This is a genomic window from Nocardia takedensis NBRC 100417 (genome assembly GCF_000308695.1).
Lineage (GTDB): Bacteria > Actinomycetota > Actinomycetes > Mycobacteriales > Mycobacteriaceae > Nocardia > Nocardia takedensis.
Genome location: NZ_BAGG01000066.1, coordinates 17,033 through 35,599, shown reverse-complemented (window position 1 = coordinate 35,599; position 18,567 = coordinate 17,033). Strand labels below are relative to the sequence as shown.

Sequence of the window (18,567 nt, the reverse complement as noted above, 5' to 3'; positions counted from 1 at the left end):
ATGGCGCAGATCCTCAGCGAACGGCACGAACGCACCGTCGTCCTCACCGTGCACGACCCCGACCGGCGCAACGCCCTCACCCCCGACCTGTCCGACCAACTCGCCGCCGCCGTCGCCGACGCCGAGAACGACAGCGAGGTGCACGCGGTCGTCGTCACCGGGACGCCGCCCGCGTTCTGCGCGGGCGCGGACCTCAGCGCGCTCGGCGCGGCCCGCGAACCCGGACTGCGCGCCATCTACGACGGATTCCTCGCCGTCGCGCGCTGCAAGCTGCCCACCATCGCCGCCGTCGGCGGCACCGCCGTGGGGGCCGGACTCAATCTCGCGCTGGCCGCCGACGTCCGCATCGCCGGACCGCGCGCCCGATTCGACGCGCGGTTCCTGCGACTGGGCATCCACCCCGGCGGCGGCATGACCTGGATGTTGCAGCGCGCCGTCGGACCGCAGCGCGCCACCGCCATGACCCTGTTCGGCGAAATCCTCGACGCGCACGCCGCCCACGCCGCCGGACTCGCGCACCGCGTCGTCGACGGCGACCACGACGCACTGCTCGCCGCCGCGCTCGACTTGGCCGCCGGAGCGGGCGAAGCGCCGCGCGAGTTGCTGATCACCACCAAACACAGCATGCGGCGCACCGCTGTCGCCCCCACCCACGCCGAAGCGGTCGACATCGAGATCGTGCCGCAACTGGCTTCCCTGGACTCCACCGAATTCGCCGCGCGACTGGCGGCCAAGCGCACCGAGATCAGCACCCGCCCCGACTGAATCCCTCGTGGCCGGCGGGCCGGTGGGCGTTCGGCTCGGCGCTCAGACGATCGGATGTTCGATGACACCGATCCCGTCGATCTCCAAGCGCAGGGTGTCGCCCGCGGCGAGCCACCGACCCGTCTCCATACCGCTGCCACCCGGCAGCGTGCCGGTGCAGAACAGTTCGCCCGGGAACAGCTGCTCACTCACCGAAGCGTGCGCGATCGCCTCGGCCAGTGCGTATTTCGGCCCCCGGGTGCTCGTCGTGGCGATCGTGCGCCCGTTGATCCGGACCGAGGCGTCCAACTCCGCGAGCCGATCCCGCACGGTTCACCCGATCCAGCGTGCGACGAACCCGGGGACGGAACTCACTCATGCGCGCACCCTACTGCCCGACGATCGTGTTCGGGGTCGGGGTGGGTCAGCGGGCTCGGGAGCGGGAGAGGTTCCAGGAGTTCCAGGAATCCTCGGGTTGGTCGCGCAGGATCGCGTTGCGGACTATTCGACTCTCCTCGTCGGGGAGGCGGTCGAGGGCGTCGAAGATGTCCGGGGACAGGTTCTGGAGATAATAGGTGTCCAGACTGCGGCCCTCGTACCAGCGGTCGACGTTGCGGTCGGCGACGATGCCCTCGGGGTTGAGACAGGCCAACGCGAACAGCGTCGTGAAGGCCGTGCCGAGGGCGGCGCGCGGGAGCCAGGTGACGTCCAGACGCACCAGACCCGCCAGCACCAGCAGGAAGACACCGCCCAACCACAACTCGCAGGTGCCGACCAGCAGGCGCATCACCGTGAACCCGTACGCCTCCTGATAGGTCCACATGCGGCCCAGCGCCGAAGCGACGATCACCAGTGACAGCACGCTCACGGCGGTGGTCAGCACGCGCAGCCAGACGCGGTCCGCCGCGTCCTCCCGGTTCGCCCAGCGCAGCACGCCCAGGATCACCAGCAGCGTCAGCACCGACACGGTCGCCAACTGCCAGAAGCCTTCTCGCGCGTATTCGGCGTAGGTGAGGTCGATGGTGCGCAACACGTAGTCGTCGCCGCCGAACAGCGTCACGAACTGCACCGCGACGAACACCGCGAACAGCACCGTCAACGCGCCCACCGGGATCGCCCACTCCGCGCGCCGCAACGACCGCCGCACCCTCGGCGCACCCGCTGGCGGCAACGGACCGGCCAGCAGGAACAACGCCGCGATCGCCCCGCTGCCCGCGACCACGAACAACGCGATCCACCGCACCACCGCGGGCTCGTCCACCGTCGGCAGCACCTCCTCGAGCAGCGCGCTGAACGCCGCGTCACCGCCGGCCAGCAGCGGGACGAACACAGCGAGCATCGCGACCGTCACCACCACCGACCAGCCGATCCGCCTGCCGCGTTCGCTCTCGCGCGCCCGCCCAGCCCCGACGCACGCCCACGGCACCGCCACGGTCACCGCGAACGGCACGGCGATCACATCGTGCCAAGCGCCCCAGATCGACCGCCGCCCCACCACGGCCAGCGACCCGGTCACCGCCGCCGCGAGCACGCACAACGCGAACAGCCAACCCGCCGCCCGCACCGACCCCACCGCGAGCAGCGCGAAAGTCGACGCGACCCACCAGATCCGCTCCGCGTTGTCCGGCACCCGGAACCCCGGTGCCGCTCCACGCCCACCCACCGAGGGCGCGGAGTCGTCCGGATTCGCGGGGCGGTCGGTCGTGGCCGTCGGCTCGCCGGGTGCGGGAGGTTCGGCGGTCGACGGGCCGGACTCCTCCGGTGCACCGCCCTTTTCGCCCGCGGTGAAGCCGTCGACCTCGAGAGGACTCGCCGGGGGCGCATCGGAGGTCGTGGACTGTGCGGCGGCGGTGCGGGCGCGGCGGTCGACGGTGTAGACGGCGGCGGCGGTGACACCCGCCGCCAGGACCCATCCGATGCCGGGGCGGTCCGGTTGGACGAGTGCGGCGGCGGCGACGCCGGAGACCGCGGCGGCCGGGAGGGCGCCGGGCGGACATGGAATGCGACGCCAGCGCGGGGTCGCGCGGGGCGGGGCGATATACGTCGGGGGGAGCGGACCGGGCGCGGAGACCGGATCGGTGCGGGCGGCGGCCGGGTCCGACAGCGGCCGGCAGGCAGGCGCACCCGCATGGGTGGCGACAGTCGCACCCGGCGAGCCCGGAACGGTCGCACTCGGAACGGCCCCCACGGTCGCGACAGTTGCGGTCGGCGCGGCCCCGGCGGCGGTCGGTTCAGCCCCGGCGGCGGTCGGCGCGGCCATGATGGTCGCGGTCGGAACGGCTCCGACCGTCGCAGTCGGCGCGGCCCCAACCGTCGCGGCCCCAACCGTCGCGGCCCCGACGGTCGCGGTCGGCGCGGCCTCTACGTCCGCACTCGGCGCACCGAGGGGCGGAGGCGCGGGGGCGGCGTCCGGCGGTGGGGATACGGCCTCGGGTGGGACGGGGGTTTCGGGCATTCGTGTCTCCTGTAGGGAATTGCCCGGACCGAACGGTGCGGGCAGCGGTGACCACCCCGGCGCATGGGCGGCGGGGCAACGGGCTGTCAGAGTGTCGGGGCGACGGGGCGACGAAGTATCAGGGGTGTCGGGGTGTCGGAGGACGAGCGGTCAGGGGTCCGGGAGGACCACGCGGATGCGGGAGCCCGGATCGGCTACGGCGATGGTGCCGCCGTGCAGGTGCACGATCCAGCGGGAGATGGCCAGCCCGAGTCCGGTGCCGCCGCCGTCGGTGCGGCCGCCGCGGGTGAAGCGGTCGAAGACCTGGGCGCGTTCGGCGGGCGGGATGCCGGGGCCGTCGTCCTCGACGTCCACGACCACTTCGCCGGGGTGCGCGCGGGCGGTGATGCGGACTTCGCCGCCGGCGGGGCCGTGTCGGGCGGCGTTGTCGAGCAGGTTGATCAGCACTTGGTGCAAGCGTGCACGGTCGGCGGACACGCACGCGTCGCCGGGTTGCACCTCGGTGCGGAAACGCACGCCGCGGCCGAGCGCGGCCGTCATCACCTCTGCCTCGGCGACCACGCCGTCCAACAGGGGTCCGAGCGCGAGCTTTTCGCGGTCGAGGGGGAACGCGCCCGCTTCGATGCCGGACAGGTCGAGCAGTTCGGAGACCAGCAGTCCGAGGCGTTCGGTCTGGGCGAGCGCGGTGCGCAGGGTGTGCGGGTCGGGTTCGGAGACGCCGTCGACCAGGTTTTCCAGGACGGCGTTGAGCGCGGTGATGGGTGTGCGCAGTTCGTGGGAGACGTTGGCGATGAGGTCGCGGCGCTGCTGGTCGGCGGCGGCGAGGTCGGCGGCCATCTGGTTGAACGCGGCGGCGAGTTGGCCGACTTCGTCGCGGGAGGTGGCGCGCACCCGCCGGGTGTAGTCGCCTTGGGCCATGCGTTTGGCGGCGGCGGTCATCTCGCGCAGCGGGCGGGTGATGCCGTGGGCGAGGAACTGCGAGGTGACCAGCGCGATCACCACCGCGGCCATGGTGGTCTTGGGTGGCAGCCACCCGATCTTGAAGCGGAAGAACCCGAAGGCCACACCGCCCGAGACCAGCATGAGGATGGCGAGTTTCAGTTTGATCGAGCGGACCGGGTCCAAGGGGCGCGGCATGATCCGGGCGACGGTGTCGGCGAGGCCGCGCACTTCGCGGGGAATCCACCGCGCGGCCCATGTGGGCGCGTCCGGGGGTGGTGCGGGAGCGGGTTCGCTCCGCGCGCGGGTCACGGTGTCTCCAACGCGTAGCCGACGCCGTGCACGGTGCGGATCAGGTCCGCGCCGAGTTTGCGGCGCAACGCTTTGACGTGACTGTCCACGGCGCGGGTGCCTGCCGCGTCGGCCCAGTCCCACACCTCCTCGAGCAGTCGTTCCCGGGGCAGCACCACGCGGGGTCGGCGGGCCAGGCGGGCCAGCAACTCGAATTCCAAGGGGGTGAGCTGGGCTTCGGTCTCGGCGCGCCACACCCGGCGCTGGTCGACGTCGATGCGCAGGTCGCCGACGACGATCTGCGCGGCGTCGCGATCGGCCGCGCGTTCGACGCGCCGCAGCAGGGCGCGCACCCGCGCGGCGAGCACGCGCATCGAGAACGGTTTGGTCAGGTAGTCGTCGGCGCCGACGCCGAGTCCGACGAGTTGATCGGTCTCGTCGGTGCGGGCGGTGAGCATGAGCACCGGAACGGGCCGGTCGGCCTGGATGCGTCGGCACACCTCGAGGCCGTCGAACCCGGGCAGCATGACGTCGAGGACCACCAGATCGGGTGCGTCGGCGCGGACCGCGGCGACCGCCGCCGGTCCGTCGTGGGCGAGGTCGACGGTGAACCCTTCCGCGCGCAGGCGCGCGGCGATCGATTCGGCGATGGTGACTTCGTCGTCCACCACGAGAATCCGCCGCGCCTGCCCGTTCCCCGGTGCGCTGTGTTCCATGGTCGAACCCTAACGAGCGGCTGTGGAGGCCGCCTGGGCCATTTGTGGAGATTCCGTGTGGGGCGGCCCCTTCCCTTCCTCGGCCTTTCTTCTGTCGTTCTCTCTCGAAGTCCCATGCATAGATAGATCGCAATATCTCCATAGCGAGATGAGGTAAGGGCAGAGGCGTGGACCACAGTTACGCTCGAGCGGAGCGCAACCGTTCCGCTACCCGGGATCGCGTTCCTAGCCTCACGGGGCATGACCACGGACCTGCCGAACCGACCACAGGAGCCCACCGAATGAGCGACGCCGCAGCCGACTCCCCCGCGCAGCCGCAGGATCCCACGCAGGCGTGGAGTTTCGAGACCAAGCAGATCCACGTCGGCCAGGCGCCGGACGGCACCACCTCCGCCCGCGCGCTGCCGATCTACCAGACCACCTCCTACACCTTCCGCGACACCGGCCATGCCGCGGCGCTGTTCGGTCTGGCCGAGCCCGGCAACATCTACACCCGCATCATGAACCCCACCCAGGACGCGGTGGAGCAGCGCATCGCCGCGCTCGAGGGCGGCGTCGCCGCACTGCTGCTGTCCTCGGGCCAGGCCGCGGAGACCTTCGCGATCCTGAACATCGCGGGGGCGGGCGATCACATCGTCACCAGCCCGCGCCTCTACGGCGGCACCTACAACCTGTTCCGCTACACCTTGCCCAAGCTCGGCATCGAGGTGTCCTTCGTGGAGGATCCCGACGACCTCGAGCAGTGGCGCGCGGCGATCCGCCCGGAGACCAAGGCGTTCTTCGGCGAGACGATCTCCAACCCGCAGAACCACATCCTCGACATCCCGGGCATCGCGGAGGTGGCGCACGGCGCGGGCATTCCGCTGATCGTCGACAACACCGTGGCGACCCCGTACCTGATCCAGCCGCTGGCCCACGGCGCCGACATCGTCGTGCATTCGGCGACCAAGTACCTCGGCGGCCACGGCACCGCGATCGCGGGCGTGATCGTCGACGGCGGCGGATTCGATTGGCGCGGTGGGCGTTTCCCCGGTTTCACCGAGCCGGACCCGAGCTACCACGGCGCGGTGTACGCCGATCTGGGCGCGCCCGCCTACGCGCTCAAGGCGCGCGTGCAACTGCTGCGCGACCTCGGTTCGGCGGTGTCGCCGTTCAACGCGTTCCTGATCAGCCAGGGCCTGGAGACGTTGAGTCTGCGCATCGAGCGGCACGTGCAGAACGCGCGGGCGGTCGCGGAATTCCTGACCGGGCAGGAAGGCGTCACCACGGTCTCCTACGCCGGTCTGCCCTCGTCGCCGTGGTACGAGCGCGCGCGGGCGCTGGCTCCGCGCGGCGCGGGCGCGATCATCGGTTTCGAGCTGGCGGGCGGCGTCGACGCGGGCAAGCGTTTCGTGGAGGCGCTGACCCTGCACAGCCACGTCGCCAATATCGGTGACGTGCGGTCGCTGGTCATCCACCCGGCCTCGACCACCCATTCGCAGCTGACCCCGGAGGAGCAGGCGGGCGCGGGCGTCACCCCCGGCCTGGTCCGCTTGGCCGTCGGCATCGAGGGGATCGAGGACATCCTCGCCGATCTGCGCGCCGGATTGACCGCCGCCGCGGGCTGATCGAAGGCCACCGGGACGGGCGGGCGGCCCCGTCGTCCCGGTGGTCGCCCGCGCGGGCCGCGCCTACCATGGCGAGAGCGCCGCGCGGTGTTCGGCGGCGTCGCACCACGGGTGCGGTGTCGATGTGCGGGAGCGAATGCGATGGGCCGGGTCCGATGGTGGCGACCGTATTCCCGCTATGTCGCGCTCGGTGCGGGCCACACGGTCGGGTTGGGCGATCCCGACGGCACGGGCGGCCACCGCGGCTGGGCGGACCGGTTCGCCGAACTGCTGGGCGCGGTCGGTTCCGATGTGCGTTACGCGAATCTGGCGGTGGCGGGTGACCGGATGGTACGCGTGCGCACCCGGCAGGTCCCCGCGGCCGCGGCGCTGCACCCGGATCTGGTGACGGTGCTGGTGGGCGCCGCGGAGTTACGCCGTCCGCGTTTCGATCTGGCCACCATGGTCGACGACCTGGACGAGACCCTCATCCGACTGGTCGCCTCGGGCGCGACGGTGGTCACGTTCACGCTGCCGGATCTCGGTGACGTGGTGGCCGCGGCGCGACCGCTGTCGACCCGGCTCTACGGTCTCAACGACGAAGTGCGCGAACTGGCCGAGGATCACGGTGTCGTGCTGGTCGACCTGGAACAGGCCGAGGTGCTGCGCCATCCGTTGGTGTGGACCGAGGATCGACGGCATCTGAACCCGCTGGGCCACGATCTGGTGGCGCGCGCGGTCGCGCAGGCATTGGCGCTGCCGGGCGCGGACGGCAGTTGGCGCGACCCGCTGCCGCCGGTGTCGCGCACGGGTTTCCGGTCGATGGTCACCGAACTGCGTTGGCTGACGGGCTCTCCGGCCGCGCGGGTCGACCGCGAGGCCAAGCGCCCGGATCTGCTCCCGGTTCTGGCCTAGCCAGGGGTTCGGCTGCGGGCGCGGCGGCGGAGATGGTTGACTCTGCTCGACACGACGAGGGAGACGACGGTGACACCGACTGCCGATGGCGGCGCGAGCGTGGATCTGAAACAGAATCAGGCCCACAGCGCCCGTATCTACGATTTCTTCTTGGGCGGCAAGGACAATTACGCCGCCGACCGCGAGGCCGCGGACAAGATCGAGCAGGCGATTCCCAATGTGCGCCAGGTGGCGCTGGAGAATCGGGCCTTCATGCATCGGGCGATCCGCTACGTCGCCGACCAGGGCATCCACCAGTTCCTCGATATCGGCACCGGCATTCCGACCGAGCCGAATCTGCACCAGATCGCCCAGGAGGTCGTCCCCGAGGCGCGGGTGGTCTACGTCGACCACGACCCGATCGTGTTGGCGCACGCCCGCGCGCTGTTGGTCGGCACACCGCAGGGACGCACGGAGTACGTGCAGGCGGATCTGGCCGAGCCCCGGCGGATCCTGGACGACGAGCGGGTGCGCGAGACGCTGGATTTCGACCGGCCGGTGGCGTTGAGCCTGATCGCGCTGTGCCACTTCGTGCCGGGTGAGCGGATCTACGACATCATCGACACCCTGCTCGAGCCGTTGGCTCCCGGGTCGTTTCTGGTGATGACCCATCTGACGACCGATCTGGACCCGGAGACCGTCGAGGCGACGGTGCGCGCCTACGAGCACAGCGGAATTCCGATGCAGGCCCGCACCTACGACCAGGTGGCGCGGATGTTCCGGACGTTGGAGCCGGTCTCCCCCGGCATCGTCCCGATCGGGCGCTGGTATCCGGAAGGGACCGGTCCCGCGCCCGAGCGCGAGGAGGCGACCGACGGGGCCGCGGTGATCCCGCTGCGCCCGGCCGACGCGCCCAAGCCGCCCGCCGCGGGGTACGCGGTGGTGGGCCGCAAGTCGTGATCGCCGCGACGGCGTCACCCGAGTCGGGTGACGCCCGTCGCGTGATGTGTTGTCTCCGTGCCGTTCTCAGGTGTGCAGCAGGTGCGGCAGTCCGGCGCGGTAGCGGTCGCGGTCCACCGCGCGCAGCGCGGCGAATTCGGCGGGCTGCACGGCCGGGAAGATCGCCGCGCGGCCCGCGGAGTCGCCCGCCGCGTCCATGACGGCGTTGGCCACCGAGCGCCCGGATTCGTTGGCTCCCTCCATCGTCGCGAGATCGATGACGTTGCGCACGTGGTCGCCGCCGAAGAACAGGTTCTCGATGGCGCAGTGCGCGGTGGGCCGGTGATCGTAGGAGCCCACGGTGTTCACCAACAGCGGGGTCTCGTTGTGGGTGACGCCGCCGGACCAGCTCACGCCGGGGTCCAGATGCCAGGAGTGCACGTCGCCGTCGCGCAGCCAGTCGGTCGAGGTGTTGAGCCACCGCTTGAGCTGGGCCCAACTCTCGGCGGCGACTTCCTCGGCGCTGCACTGCTTGGCCGGTTTGCCGTACAGGATGCCGGGGGTGTCCCAGTCGGAGATGTCCACGCTCAGACACTCCACGACCGAGCCGTCGCCGTAGCGGGCCGGGAAGTCGACCGGCCACATGGGCGCTTGGCGCAGGCCGGTGATCGCCCACGGCGAGCCGAGCGCGGCGATGTGCCCTTCGGGCAGTCCGGTGGCCCTGGTGAGATAGAACTGGATGCCGACCATCCAGTCCACCAACAGTTCTCGCATACCCGCCAGGCTCGGATCGGCTTCGAGGATGTCATCGCCCAGGATGTCGACGGCCTTGTCGACCGGGAGCGCGCACACGTACCAGTCGGCGTTCACCGTGCGCGTGCCGCCCGCGCCGGAGACCGTCGCGCCGCTGATCCGGCCGCCGTCCAGGTGCAGGCGGGTCAGTCGGTCGCCCATCACGAATTCGACGCCCTGGCCGCGCAGGTGGGCCACCCACGGGTCGATCCACACCTCGTTGGTGGGTCCGTTGAGGATCTGGTCGGCGCCGCCGCGGTATTGCGGATACAGCCCCGATCCCGCGAGCACCAGCGCTTGGCCGATCGTGCCGATGGTGCGCGCGGAGCTCAGGTTCGGCTTGGCGGCCACGGTGATCCGGGTCAGCGCCGAGACCAGATACTCCTGGTAGGCATGCGATTTGCCTTGCGCCTGCATCATGTTCGCCCAGGAGACGTACTCGAACTCGCCGAAGCGGCGCTCGTCGGAACTGGTGAACCACATGGTCATCTGCTTGCCGAAGAAGGCCAGTTCCAGCGGCGGCAGTTCGGGGATGAACTGGAGTCCGGACACGATCGAGGACTGGAGCAACTGCGGGGTCATCATGGTCAGTCCCTCGAGCCCGACGGGTGCGAAGATCGGCGGCCGGTCGCGGAAGCCGACGACCGCCGATTCGACGCGGATCAGGTTGTCGCGCACGCCGTTCGGGTTGCGGCCGAACGGGATGCGCGACATGGTGTCGGGCACGCACTGGTAGCAGCCGGGGAAGAAGCGGAAGCCGTGTTCGCCGGGCAGGTCCATGCGGCCGCCCACGCCCGTGCCGGGGACGCCGAGACTGCGGGCCTTGCCGCCTAGGTAGGACGGTTCGTAGACGGTCACGCGGTACCCGCGTTCGCTGAGTTCGTGCGCCGCCGACAGGCCCGACATCCCGCCGCCGAAGATCGCCACCTCCCGTCCCGAGGGTTGGGATCGCGCGATCGGCGCGGCCGCGGCCAGGGCGGCGCCGGCGAGCATCGCGCCGCGCAGGACGGTTCGACGGTCCACGGACGCCGACGTAGGGGTGACAACACTGTCGTTCATCTTGGATCTCCCGGGTGGTGCAATCTGGGGTCAGGAAGCGTTTCTCCGGCCTTGGTCGAGCGGGGCGGGCTCGGGCCGGGTCAGGGGGCGGGCGTGGCGGTCGGGACGCAGGACGGTCAAGGCGGGCCACAGCGTCGCCTCGACCAGATCGCGGACCTCGTCGGCGATCTGGGACAGGACTTCGCGGCGGCGGTCGCCCGCGCGCACCAGGGCGCGGCCGGCGAGCGCGGTCAGGCCCAGCGGTCCCATCACCCCGGTGGGCAACCGGGTGCGGGACATGACCTCGAGGGTCGCGGCGGCCAGGCCCGGATCGGTGGTCGCCGTCCGGTACAGCTCGATCTCCAACGGCCCCATCGCCGTTCCGCGCGCCAACCGGTTGGTCCAGCGGTACATGCCGAGGCATTCGCGTTCGCGTCGCTTGTCCCACGCCGTGACGGCGGCGTCGAGAGCTTCGCGGTCCGCGAGCACGGGGGCGACGGCTTCGCCGAGCAGTCGCCCGTAGCGCAGCGCGTCCCGGATGCCCTGGGCGGTCACCGGGTCCTTGAAATGCCCCGCGTCGCCGGGTAGTGCCCACCCGGGGCCTGCCGAGCGCCGGAAGTAGGACATCAAGTCGGTGGCCGCGCGGACCCGGCCGACCATCTCGCTGTCGCGCAGGCGACGGGTCAACGGCGGGATGGCGGCGAGGGCGGACCGGTAGATCTCCTCACTGGAGCGACCGTCGCGGCCTTGCGCCGGCGGCTGTACCAGACACAGAACCAGGCCGTCGTCGCACGGAAAGGCGGTGCCGAGCAGGGCGCCGTCGCGCCATTGCGCCGCCACCCCGCGTTCGGTCGGGTCCGGATCGGTCCAGTAGGCGAAATAGCAACTGCGGCCGCTGTCCTCGCTGCGGTAAGGGTCGATCGCGCCGACCGCGCGCGCGACGGTGCTGCGTCGTCCGTCGGCGCCGACCACGAGGGCGGCGCGCACCTCGCGTTCGCCGTGCTCGCGATCCAGGTAGCGGACGCCGACGACGCGGTCACCCGCCCACACCAGGTCGGTGACCCGGCATTTCTGCCTGATCTCGACACCCGCCTGCTTGGCGGTCGTGACCAGTGCCGCGTCCAGGCCGACGCGGCGCACGCACAGCGCGAAGTCGACGCCGTCCACGGCGGGGAACCGAGCGCGGACCTCGTAGCCCGCACCGGCGGCGGAGGCTGTGGTCAGCGGGGGCGCGCCGATGGCGAGGACCCGGTCGAGCGCGCCGAGCGCGCGCAGTTCGGCGACGCCCGCGGGCCACAGCAGGTGCGTGGACAGCGCGTCGGACGGGAACGCGGCCGCGTCGAGGGCCAGTACGCGCCGTCCGGCGCGCGCGGCCGCGATGGCCGTGGCGGTGCCCGCGCAGCGCGCGCCGACCACCACGATGTCGACTGTCTCGGTCACCGGGACTGAACCCATCACGCAAACTCCGGTCACTATGTCTCGGACGCTGTGTCCCATTCCGTTGGCAGGAGGCTACACCGCCGAAGTGGTCGCTATCGGCGGAATCGGACCGATCGATGAATTGTCGATGTGCACAATGGGACCCATGCCCCAGTCAGGAACCCGCCCATGCCGTCGCTGACCCGGGTGCCGGTGAGCCGCCGCACCCACTCCGACGAGCGGCGACTCGAATTCGAGGCGCGGGTCCTGCGCGCGCTCGAGGACCTGATGGCCGATGGGACGCCGTTCACCGAACTCGCGGTCCAACGCATCGCCGCCGCCTCGGAGGTGGCCCGCTCGACCTTCTACCGGCATTTCCCGGACAAGTCCCACCTGCTGATCCGGATGGCCGATCTGGCCACCGCGGACCTGTTCGAGGCGGCCGAGACCTGGTGGCGCGGCGAGCACCACGACGCCGAGGACACCGCCGTGGAGGCGATGCGCCGGATGATCGCCGGATTCCGGGCGCACCGGCCACTGCTGATGGCGCTGACCGAGGTCTCGGCCTACGACCGCGACGTCGGTCGGTACTGGCGCACGCGGGTCCAGGCGTTCATGCGGATCATCTGCGAGCGCCTGGCGGCCGAACAACTCGGCGGCGCGGTCGATCCCGACTGCGACATCACCGGCACCGCGATCGTGCTCACCTGCATGGTGGAGCGTTCCATCACCAGCCTGTTCGGCGCCGACTCCCCGGTCGACGACGAGCGCCTCGCGCGTTCGCTGGGCCGGGCGATCGTGCTGATCACCTACGGGCGCGGCTGATCCCGCCCGCGCACGTCGCGGTCAGCGCCGACCGGCCGCGCCGTCGAGCAGCAGGTGCGCCACCGAGGTGAGGCGGTCGGCCATGTCCTCGTAGGAGGAGTAGTTCATGCCCGCCTGGATCATCGCGCCGCTGACCGCGATGTTCAGCGCGTCGAGTACGGCGTCGGTGCAGGACTCCCCCGCCGCGCGCCGCAGGCGGTCGCTGATCGCGCGGCCGATGCGGGTGCGCAGACGCGTGACGTCGGGATCGCTGCTGAGGATGGCCGCCGAGGCCGCCACGCTCAGTTCCGGATCGGCCGCGAGCAGGTCGCCGAGTTCGACGAAGACGGCGTCGAGTCGCGCGCGCGGGGTGTCGCCGACCAGGGGCCGCTCGGTCCAGACGCGGACCCGCCGCCAGAACGCCTCGGCGACGAGATGGTGTTTGGCGGAGAAGTAGCCGTAGGCGGTGGCATGGGTCAAACCCGCGCGACGGCACACCTCGCGCATCGAGAGTTGGTCGTAACCGCGTTCGCGCAGCACCTCGAGCCCGGCCTCGAGCAGCCGATCGGCCGTCTCCGCCGAGCGACCGGCGATCGCGCGCCGACTCGACACCGCCTCCGTCGCTGTTTCCGCCATGCGGTTTACAGTAGGCTTTACACCTGTAATATTCAACGCGGACGCCACTCTCGACACCCGACCGGACACCTGTACGGTTCATCCGCCGGCTCGCGCGTAGAAAGCAGATTCGATGAAGACACAAGGCGCACTGCTCTGGGATTTCCACCAGCCGTGGTCGATCGAGGAGATCGAGATCGGCGAACCCCGCCGACGCGAGGTCAAGGTCAGGATGGAAGCGGCGGGTATGTGCCACTCCGACCACCACCTGATGACCGGCGGCATCCCCATGGCGGGCTTCCCGGTCCTGGGCGGCCACGAAGGCGCGGGCGTCATCGTCGAACTCGGCCCCGACGTCGAGGATCTGGCCGTCGGCGACCACGTCGTGCTCTCGTTCATCCCCTCCTGCGGGCGCTGTCCCTCGTGTCAGGCCGGCCTGCGCAACCTGTGCGATCTGGGCGCGCTGCTGCTGGCGGGCACCTCGGTCACCGACGGCTCGCACCGCGTCACCGCCCGCGGTCAGGACGTGTTCCCGATGACCTTGTTGGGCACCTTCGCCCCGTACGCGGTCGTGCACCAGAGTTCGGTGGTCAAGATCGACCCGTCGGTCCCGTTCGAGGTCGCCTGCCTGGTCGGCTGCGGCGTCACCACCGGCTACGGGTCGGCCACCAAGGCGGCCGACATCCGGCCCGGTGAGGACGTCGCGATCATCGGCATCGGCGGCCTGGGCGTCGCCGCGCTGCAAGGCGCGGTGCACTGCGGCGCGCGCTACATCTTCGCCGTCGACCCGGTGCCGTGGAAGCGCGAGCAGGCGCTGAAATTCGGCGCGACGCACGCCTACGCCACCGTCGAGGAGGCCACCGCCGCCTGCGCGGAGATCACCGCGGGCGGTATGGCCAAGAAGGTCATCGTCACCGTGGGCGAGGCGCGCGGCACCGACGTCGACACCTGGCTCGGCATCACCGCCAAGGCGGGCACCTGCGTGGTGACCGCGATGGGCAGCCTGGTCGACAACGAGGCCACGCTGAACCTGGCCATGCTGACCCTGTTGCAGAAACGGTTGCAGGGCACCATCTTCGGCGGCGGCAACCCGCACTACGACATCCCGCACCTGCTGTCGATGTACACGGCGGGCAAATTGAACCTCGACGACATGGTCACCCGGCAGTACCGCCTCGACCAGATCAACGACGGCTACCGGGACATGTTGGAGGGAAACAACATCCGGGGCATCATCCGCTTCACCGACGAAGACCGCTGACCGCACCGCCCGGAGGACATCCCGTGACCACCATGCATCCCTGCGAACACGTCGAGTTGGACTTCCTCGACGCCGCGCCCGCCCGCTTCCGCAACAGCGTCGACCTCGCGATCACCCCCGACCAGGCGTTCTCGGTGCTGGCCGACGCCGAATCCTGGCCGCACTGGGCCAGTGTCATCACCAAGGTCACCTGGACCAGCCCCGAACCGCACGGCGTCGGCACCACCCGCACCGTGGACATGCGCGGCGGCATCGTCGGCGCCGAACGGTTCCTGGCCTGGGAACCCGGTCGCCGCATGGCCTTCCGCTTCGAGCAGAGCTCGACCTCCTCGCTCGAAGCCTTCCTGGAGGACTACCTCATCGAACCGACGCCGCAAGGCTGCGTGCTGACCTGGACGCTGGCCAACCGGCTCGGCGGGGTGGCCCGGCGGGCCTCCTTCGCGACCGCGCCGGTGATGAACCTGATGTTCCGGCGCTTCCTGAGGAATCTGCGCCGCTACACCGACGCACGCTTCCCCGTCGCCGGGCGGTAGCCCCGTGGACTCCCTGGTCACCGTACCGGTGGGCGACCTGCGCTTCGACGTCCGCGTCGGCGGCCCCGAGGACGGCCCGGCCGTCGTCCTGCTGCACGGCTTTCCGCAGAGTTCGTCGTCCTGGCGGCCGCTGACGCGGCTGTTGCACGCCGCCGGGACGCGCACGGTGGCCCCGGATCAGCGCGGCTACTCCCCCGGCGCGCGCCCGGCCGAGGTCGCGGACTATCGCCTGGCGGAGGTGACCGGCGACGTGGTCGGCCTGTGCGCGGCGCTCGGACTCGGCCCGGTGCACTTGGTCGGCCACGACTGGGGCGCGATCGTCGCGTGGGCCGTCGCCGCGCGCCACCCGGAACTCGTGCGCTCGCTGATCGCGGTCTCGGTGCCGCATCCGGCGGTGTTCGCCGACGCCATCGCCCACGATCCGCTGCAGCGCGAGACCTCGGCCTACATGGCGATGCTCGAACAGGACGAGACCGCGGACCTGCTGCTGGCCGAGGACGCCGCCGCCCTGCGTCTCGGCTTCGGCACGGACGTGCCCGCCGACCTGATCGAACGGCATCTCGAGGTGGTGTCCCGGCCGGGCGCGATGACGGCCGCGCTGAACTGGTACCGCGCCCGGCACGGTGACTGGCCCCAGGTGCCCGCGGTGCGGGTCCCGACCACCTTCGTCTGGGGCGCGGCCGATGTCGCGGTCACCGAATCGGCGGCACGGGCCTGCTCGGATCGGGTCACGGGCGACTACACCTTCGAGGCCCTCGACGGGATCGGCCACTGGGTGCCCGAACAGGCCCCGGAGGTCCTCGCCGCGCATGTTCTGCGGCGGATCGGGAACTCGGTGCGCCCCGACTGAACCGGGGCGATCGGCGCTTGTGCCGATGGCCTATCGACGTCCGCTCCGGGGTTGTCGGTTGCACAGGACCAGGTCGAATCGGCGGGTGGCGGCCATAAGCTGGCTGCACCGACCGGTTGCCCCGAGGTGCACACCAACCGATAGGACCTGAACTATGCCGACGTTCTACCGAACCCTGGCGATGGCCGGAATCGCCGCCGCCGCGGTGAGTTTCGCGACCACCAGCGCGATGGCCGAACCGTCCGGGACCGAGCCCGCTCCCGCGCCGACCACGAGCGAAGTGGCCCCGACCACGACCGCGACGCCGACTCCCAGCACCGCGCCGGCAGAGACCACCCCCGCGCCCTCGCCCTCGGCCGAACCCCCCGCGCCGAGCCAGGCCCCGGCCCCGCCGGCGACCCCGGCCCCGCAGCCGGAGCCCGCGCCGAATCCGGACGGCACGATCCCCGTTCCCGACATCGAGGAGACCATCCCGGCTCCCCCGGTCGACCCGAACGTGAAGGTGGCCTGCTTCTTCGAGGACGCCAGCGTCGAGACCTACCCGAACGAGGCCGAGGCGAAGAAGGACGCCGACGCCAAGAAGGTCGCGATCCTCGCGTGCGCGGAACACCCCGCCGAGGACGTCAACTGAGTCGAGCGCGACGCGCGGATCACCGCGCGTGAGCCGTTCGCACCGGGCGTGAACGCTCGAATCCCCGGCCCGCATCCAGCGGGTCGGGGATTCGGCGTTGTCCGGACCCCGCGCTAGCGGGCGCGGGGCGCCTCGGCGTCGCTGTCGGCGGCGACCGGCGCCGCGCTCGCGGCGGGGAAACCGTATTTCATCATCGGCACGACGGCGGTGCGCACGAACACCCGCGCGGCCACCTCGTCGTCGAAGTCGATACCCGCGCGCGGGGTGAGCAGCAGCGAATGGGCGAGGCGGGCCACCAATTCGGCCACCGGACCGACATCGTAGTGCGGGATCGCGCCGCTCTGCTGCGCGGATTCCAGGATGCCGGAGATGTAGGCGATGCCCTGGGAGACCATCTCCTCGCCGCGCACCGTGTAGAACGACAGGGCCTCCTCCGGGGAGACCTCGATGAGCTGGACCACCAGCGGGTGGGTGCGGGTCTGGCGCAGGATGTAGAGGACGGTCTCCTCGATCTGGGCGTCCACGTCGGGGGCGGCGCGCGCGATCGCGGTGACCTCGCCGAGGATTCGTTCGATCTCGCGGGACAGGACCGCGTCGACGACGTTGTCCTTCCCGGCGAAGCGGCGGTAGATCGTCACCCGGTTGATCCCGGTCCGCCGGGCGATGTCGTCGAGACTGGCCCGACGGATTCCGACCTGGAGGATACGGGCGAGTGCCGCGTCGAGTATTTGCTCATCGAGCTCGTCGTATGCCCGCGCCATGCATCAACGGTACATAGCCCGTAACTTTGCGTCAAAGATCGTTTCCGCGAAAACGGACGGGGCCGCCCCCGCACCCCCCGGAGACTCCGCCTGGCTCGGCGCAACGCGGTGGCGGATTCGAATCAGACTGCCCACCAATGGGAGTCACCCGCATCCAACCAGAAGAAATTGTCCCGCGTGCGGAATTCGACAGAATTCGCGAGGGTGTCCACCGAAGCGGTTCCGGAAATGGGAGTATCGCGCATCGCCGTTGTTGACACGTTGAGAACGGATTCGTATGTTCGGTTCATGACCGCCGGATACGACGGACTCGACGACACAATTCTGGACGCCGCCCTCGCGCGGTTTCTCCGAGTGGGTATTCGGCAGAGCTCGATGGAAGACATCGCCCGCGACATCGGCATCGATCACGCGGGCCTGCACCGGCGCTTCACCGCCAAGGAACGACTGGTGGACGCGCTGCTGGCGCGCGAGACGCTGCGCATGCTGGCCGAGGCCACGACCATCGCCACCACCGTCGAGGACGTCGACGAGCAGATCGAGGAGACCATGCTCCACGTCCTGAAACAGACGCGGATGCACGACCTGGTCACCCACCTGCTGCGCGCCGCGCCGGAGGAATCACTGGCCCTGTTCACGGTGCACGGCCGCCCCCGGGTCTCCCTCGGCATCGACTACATCGCCGGAATGCTCACCCACGCGCAGAATCTCGGCCTGATCGCGCGCTACGATCCGCGACCGATCGCCGAACTGGTCGCCCGCCTGGCGCATTCGCTGCTGCTGACCCCCGCGGGCGGCATGGATTTCTCCGACACCGAGCGGGTCCGACTGTTCCTGCGCACGGCGATCGTCCCCTTGGTGAAGAACGGACTCGGCCCCCACACTCCCCCGGGCCCGCGCTGAGACAGCCGAAGGCCCCACGGTCCGAGGGGCGGAACCGTGGGGCCTTCGGTGCGGTGATCAGCCCGCGGCCGAATTATGCTGTCGGGCCGTCGAATCGACGACGCGCGGCGACATCGCGGACTTCTCCGGATGCGCGACCCGCGGCACCGAGGCCGGAGCCTGCGCCGCGGCCTGCGGTTCGTCGTCGTTGTGCATCTCGCGGACCTCGCTCTTGAAGATCCGCAACGAACGACCCAGGCCGCGTGCCGCATCCGGCATGCGCTTGGCGCCGAACAGGATGACGACCACCCCGAGAATGATCAGCCAGTGTGTGACGGACAGTGTTCCCACGGTGTAGCTCCTTTCCGATTCGTCGGCCGGTATCCGGCCGCCGACGCGAGCGGGCCAGGCCCGCGG

General features: G+C 70.8%; 19 protein-coding genes. 10 read left to right on the top strand and 9 right to left on the bottom strand.

What is annotated here, in order from left to right; genetic code table 11:
• The gene (locus ON30_RS14300; RefSeq protein ID WP_040707446.1) at nt 1-765 is read left to right on the top strand and encodes an enoyl-CoA hydratase; all 765 of its coding nucleotides are present in this window, start codon (nt 1-3) and stop codon (nt 763-765) included.
• 42 nt (nt 766-807) lie between these two features.
• On the opposite strand, the gene ON30_RS14295 is transcribed toward ON30_RS14300, so the two are convergent.
• The 4 genes from ON30_RS14295 to ON30_RS14280 all read right to left on the bottom strand — a co-directional run bounded on the left by ON30_RS14295 (nt 808) and on the right by ON30_RS14280 (nt 5,145).
• Nucleotides 808-1,074, bottom strand: a complete 267-nt coding sequence (locus tag ON30_RS14295) for a fumarylacetoacetate hydrolase family protein (protein ID WP_040707444.1) — start codon at nt 1,072-1,074, stop codon at nt 808-810.
• 94 nt (nt 1,075-1,168) lie between these two features.
• Nucleotides 1,169-3,004, bottom strand: a complete 1,836-nt coding sequence (locus tag ON30_RS41075) for a DUF4153 domain-containing protein (RefSeq protein WP_245554044.1) — start codon at nt 3,002-3,004, stop codon at nt 1,169-1,171.
• 345 nt (nt 3,005-3,349) lie between these two features.
• The gene (locus tag ON30_RS14285) at nt 3,350-4,336 is read right to left on the bottom strand and encodes a HAMP domain-containing sensor histidine kinase (protein ID WP_040707541.1); all 987 of its coding nucleotides are present in this window, start codon (nt 4,334-4,336) and stop codon (nt 3,350-3,352) included.
• 110 nt (nt 4,337-4,446) lie between these two features.
• Entirely contained in the window at nt 4,447-5,145 is a 699-nt protein-coding gene (locus ON30_RS14280; protein WP_083911394.1) for a response regulator, read from the bottom strand.
• Between the two features lie 281 nt (nt 5,146-5,426).
• Between ON30_RS14280 and ON30_RS14275 the strand changes: the two genes are divergently transcribed.
• From ON30_RS14275 to ON30_RS14265, 3 genes are all read left to right on the top strand, one after another.
• Complete coding sequence (locus ON30_RS14275; RefSeq protein WP_051029337.1) at nt 5,427-6,752, top strand: bifunctional o-acetylhomoserine/o-acetylserine sulfhydrylase; 1,326 nt, start codon at nt 5,427-5,429, stop codon at nt 6,750-6,752.
• A gap of 141 nt (nt 6,753-6,893) precedes the next feature.
• Entirely contained in the window at nt 6,894-7,646 is a 753-nt protein-coding gene (locus ON30_RS14270) for an SGNH/GDSL hydrolase family protein (protein WP_040707442.1), read from the top strand.
• Nucleotides 7,647-7,715: 69 nt separating this feature from the next.
• Complete coding sequence (locus tag ON30_RS14265; RefSeq protein ID WP_051029336.1) at nt 7,716-8,585, top strand: SAM-dependent methyltransferase; 870 nt, start codon at nt 7,716-7,718, stop codon at nt 8,583-8,585.
• A 66-nt stretch (nt 8,586-8,651) separates the two neighbouring features.
• On the opposite strand, the gene ON30_RS14260 is transcribed toward ON30_RS14265, so the two are convergent.
• Together ON30_RS14260 and ON30_RS14255 are read right to left on the bottom strand one after the other, a co-directional pair.
• Entirely contained in the window at nt 8,652-10,415 is a 1,764-nt protein-coding gene (locus ON30_RS14260) for a hydroxysqualene dehydroxylase (protein WP_040707440.1), read from the bottom strand.
• 30 nt (nt 10,416-10,445) lie between these two features.
• Entirely contained in the window at nt 10,446-11,834 is a 1,389-nt protein-coding gene (locus tag ON30_RS14255) for an NAD(P)/FAD-dependent oxidoreductase (RefSeq protein ID WP_245554043.1), read from the bottom strand.
• 168 nt (nt 11,835-12,002) lie between these two features.
• Between ON30_RS14255 and ON30_RS14250 the strand changes: the two genes are divergently transcribed.
• Entirely contained in the window at nt 12,003-12,638 is a 636-nt protein-coding gene (locus ON30_RS14250) for a TetR/AcrR family transcriptional regulator (protein ID WP_040707438.1), read from the top strand.
• Nucleotides 12,639-12,659: 21 nt separating this feature from the next.
• Here ON30_RS14250 and ON30_RS14245 read toward each other — a convergent pair whose 3' ends face one another.
• The gene (locus tag ON30_RS14245) at nt 12,660-13,253 is read right to left on the bottom strand and encodes a TetR/AcrR family transcriptional regulator (RefSeq protein ID WP_040707437.1); all 594 of its coding nucleotides are present in this window, start codon (nt 13,251-13,253) and stop codon (nt 12,660-12,662) included.
• Between the two features lie 112 nt (nt 13,254-13,365).
• On the opposite strand from ON30_RS14245, the gene ON30_RS14240 reads away from it, so the two are divergent.
• From ON30_RS14240 to ON30_RS14225, 4 genes are all read left to right on the top strand, one after another.
• A complete protein-coding gene (locus tag ON30_RS14240) occupies nt 13,366-14,493 on the top strand; it encodes an NDMA-dependent alcohol dehydrogenase (RefSeq protein WP_040707435.1) in 1,128 nt (375 codons plus the stop codon).
• Nucleotides 14,494-14,525: 32 nt separating this feature from the next.
• Nucleotides 14,526-15,026, top strand: a complete 501-nt coding sequence (locus tag ON30_RS14235; protein WP_040707533.1) for an SRPBCC family protein — start codon at nt 14,526-14,528, stop codon at nt 15,024-15,026.
• A 4-nt stretch (nt 15,027-15,030) separates the two neighbouring features.
• On the top strand, nt 15,031-15,876 hold the full coding sequence (locus ON30_RS14230; RefSeq protein WP_040707433.1) for an alpha/beta fold hydrolase: 846 nt from the start codon (nt 15,031-15,033) through the stop codon (nt 15,874-15,876).
• Nucleotides 15,877-16,030: 154 nt separating this feature from the next.
• Entirely contained in the window at nt 16,031-16,507 is a 477-nt protein-coding gene (locus ON30_RS14225; RefSeq protein ID WP_051029334.1) for a hypothetical protein, read from the top strand.
• A 113-nt stretch (nt 16,508-16,620) separates the two neighbouring features.
• Here the strand turns inward: ON30_RS14225 and ON30_RS14220 are convergent, their stop codons facing one another.
• A complete protein-coding gene (locus ON30_RS14220; protein WP_051029333.1) occupies nt 16,621-17,268 on the bottom strand; it encodes a TetR/AcrR family transcriptional regulator in 648 nt (215 codons plus the stop codon).
• A 288-nt stretch (nt 17,269-17,556) separates the two neighbouring features.
• Between ON30_RS14220 and ON30_RS14215 the strand changes: the two genes are divergently transcribed.
• Complete coding sequence (locus tag ON30_RS14215; protein WP_040707431.1) at nt 17,557-18,171, top strand: TetR/AcrR family transcriptional regulator; 615 nt, start codon at nt 17,557-17,559, stop codon at nt 18,169-18,171.
• 57 nt (nt 18,172-18,228) lie between these two features.
• Here ON30_RS14215 and tatA read toward each other — a convergent pair whose 3' ends face one another.
• Nucleotides 18,229-18,501, bottom strand: a complete 273-nt coding sequence (gene tatA, locus ON30_RS14210) for a Sec-independent protein translocase subunit TatA (RefSeq protein ID WP_051029332.1) — start codon at nt 18,499-18,501, stop codon at nt 18,229-18,231.
• Nucleotides 18,502-18,567: the final 66 nt, after the last annotated feature.

Excerpts from the sequence above, each read along its gene's own strand:
- ON30_RS14300 (WP_040707446.1), top strand. The coding sequence starts at position 1 with ATGGCGCAGATCCTCAGCGAACGGCACGAACGCACCGTCGTCCTCACC.
- ON30_RS41075 (WP_245554044.1), bottom strand. The coding sequence starts at position 3,004 with ATGGCCGCGCCGACCGCCGCCGGGGCTGAACCGACCGCCGCCGGGGCC.
- ON30_RS14285 (WP_040707541.1), bottom strand. The coding sequence starts at position 4,336 with ATGCCGCGCCCCTTGGACCCGGTCCGCTCGATCAAACTGAAACTCGCC.
- ON30_RS14280 (WP_083911394.1), bottom strand. The coding sequence starts at position 5,145 with ATGGAACACAGCGCACCGGGGAACGGGCAGGCGCGGCGGATTCTCGTG.
- ON30_RS14275 (WP_051029337.1), top strand. The coding sequence starts at position 5,427 with ATGAGCGACGCCGCAGCCGACTCCCCCGCGCAGCCGCAGGATCCCACG.
- ON30_RS14270 (WP_040707442.1), top strand. The coding sequence starts at position 6,894 with ATGGGCCGGGTCCGATGGTGGCGACCGTATTCCCGCTATGTCGCGCTC.
- ON30_RS14260 (WP_040707440.1), bottom strand. The coding sequence starts at position 10,415 with ATGAACGACAGTGTTGTCACCCCTACGTCGGCGTCCGTGGACCGTCGA.
- ON30_RS14250 (WP_040707438.1), top strand. The coding sequence starts at position 12,003 with ATGCCGTCGCTGACCCGGGTGCCGGTGAGCCGCCGCACCCACTCCGAC.
- ON30_RS14245 (WP_040707437.1), bottom strand. The coding sequence starts at position 13,253 with ATGGCGGAAACAGCGACGGAGGCGGTGTCGAGTCGGCGCGCGATCGCC.
- ON30_RS14240 (WP_040707435.1), top strand. The coding sequence starts at position 13,366 with ATGAAGACACAAGGCGCACTGCTCTGGGATTTCCACCAGCCGTGGTCG.
- ON30_RS14235 (WP_040707533.1), top strand. The coding sequence starts at position 14,526 with ATGCATCCCTGCGAACACGTCGAGTTGGACTTCCTCGACGCCGCGCCC.
- ON30_RS14225 (WP_051029334.1), top strand. The coding sequence starts at position 16,031 with ATGCCGACGTTCTACCGAACCCTGGCGATGGCCGGAATCGCCGCCGCC.
- ON30_RS14220 (WP_051029333.1), bottom strand. The coding sequence starts at position 17,268 with ATGGCGCGGGCATACGACGAGCTCGATGAGCAAATACTCGACGCGGCA.
- ON30_RS14215 (WP_040707431.1), top strand. The coding sequence starts at position 17,557 with ATGACCGCCGGATACGACGGACTCGACGACACAATTCTGGACGCCGCC.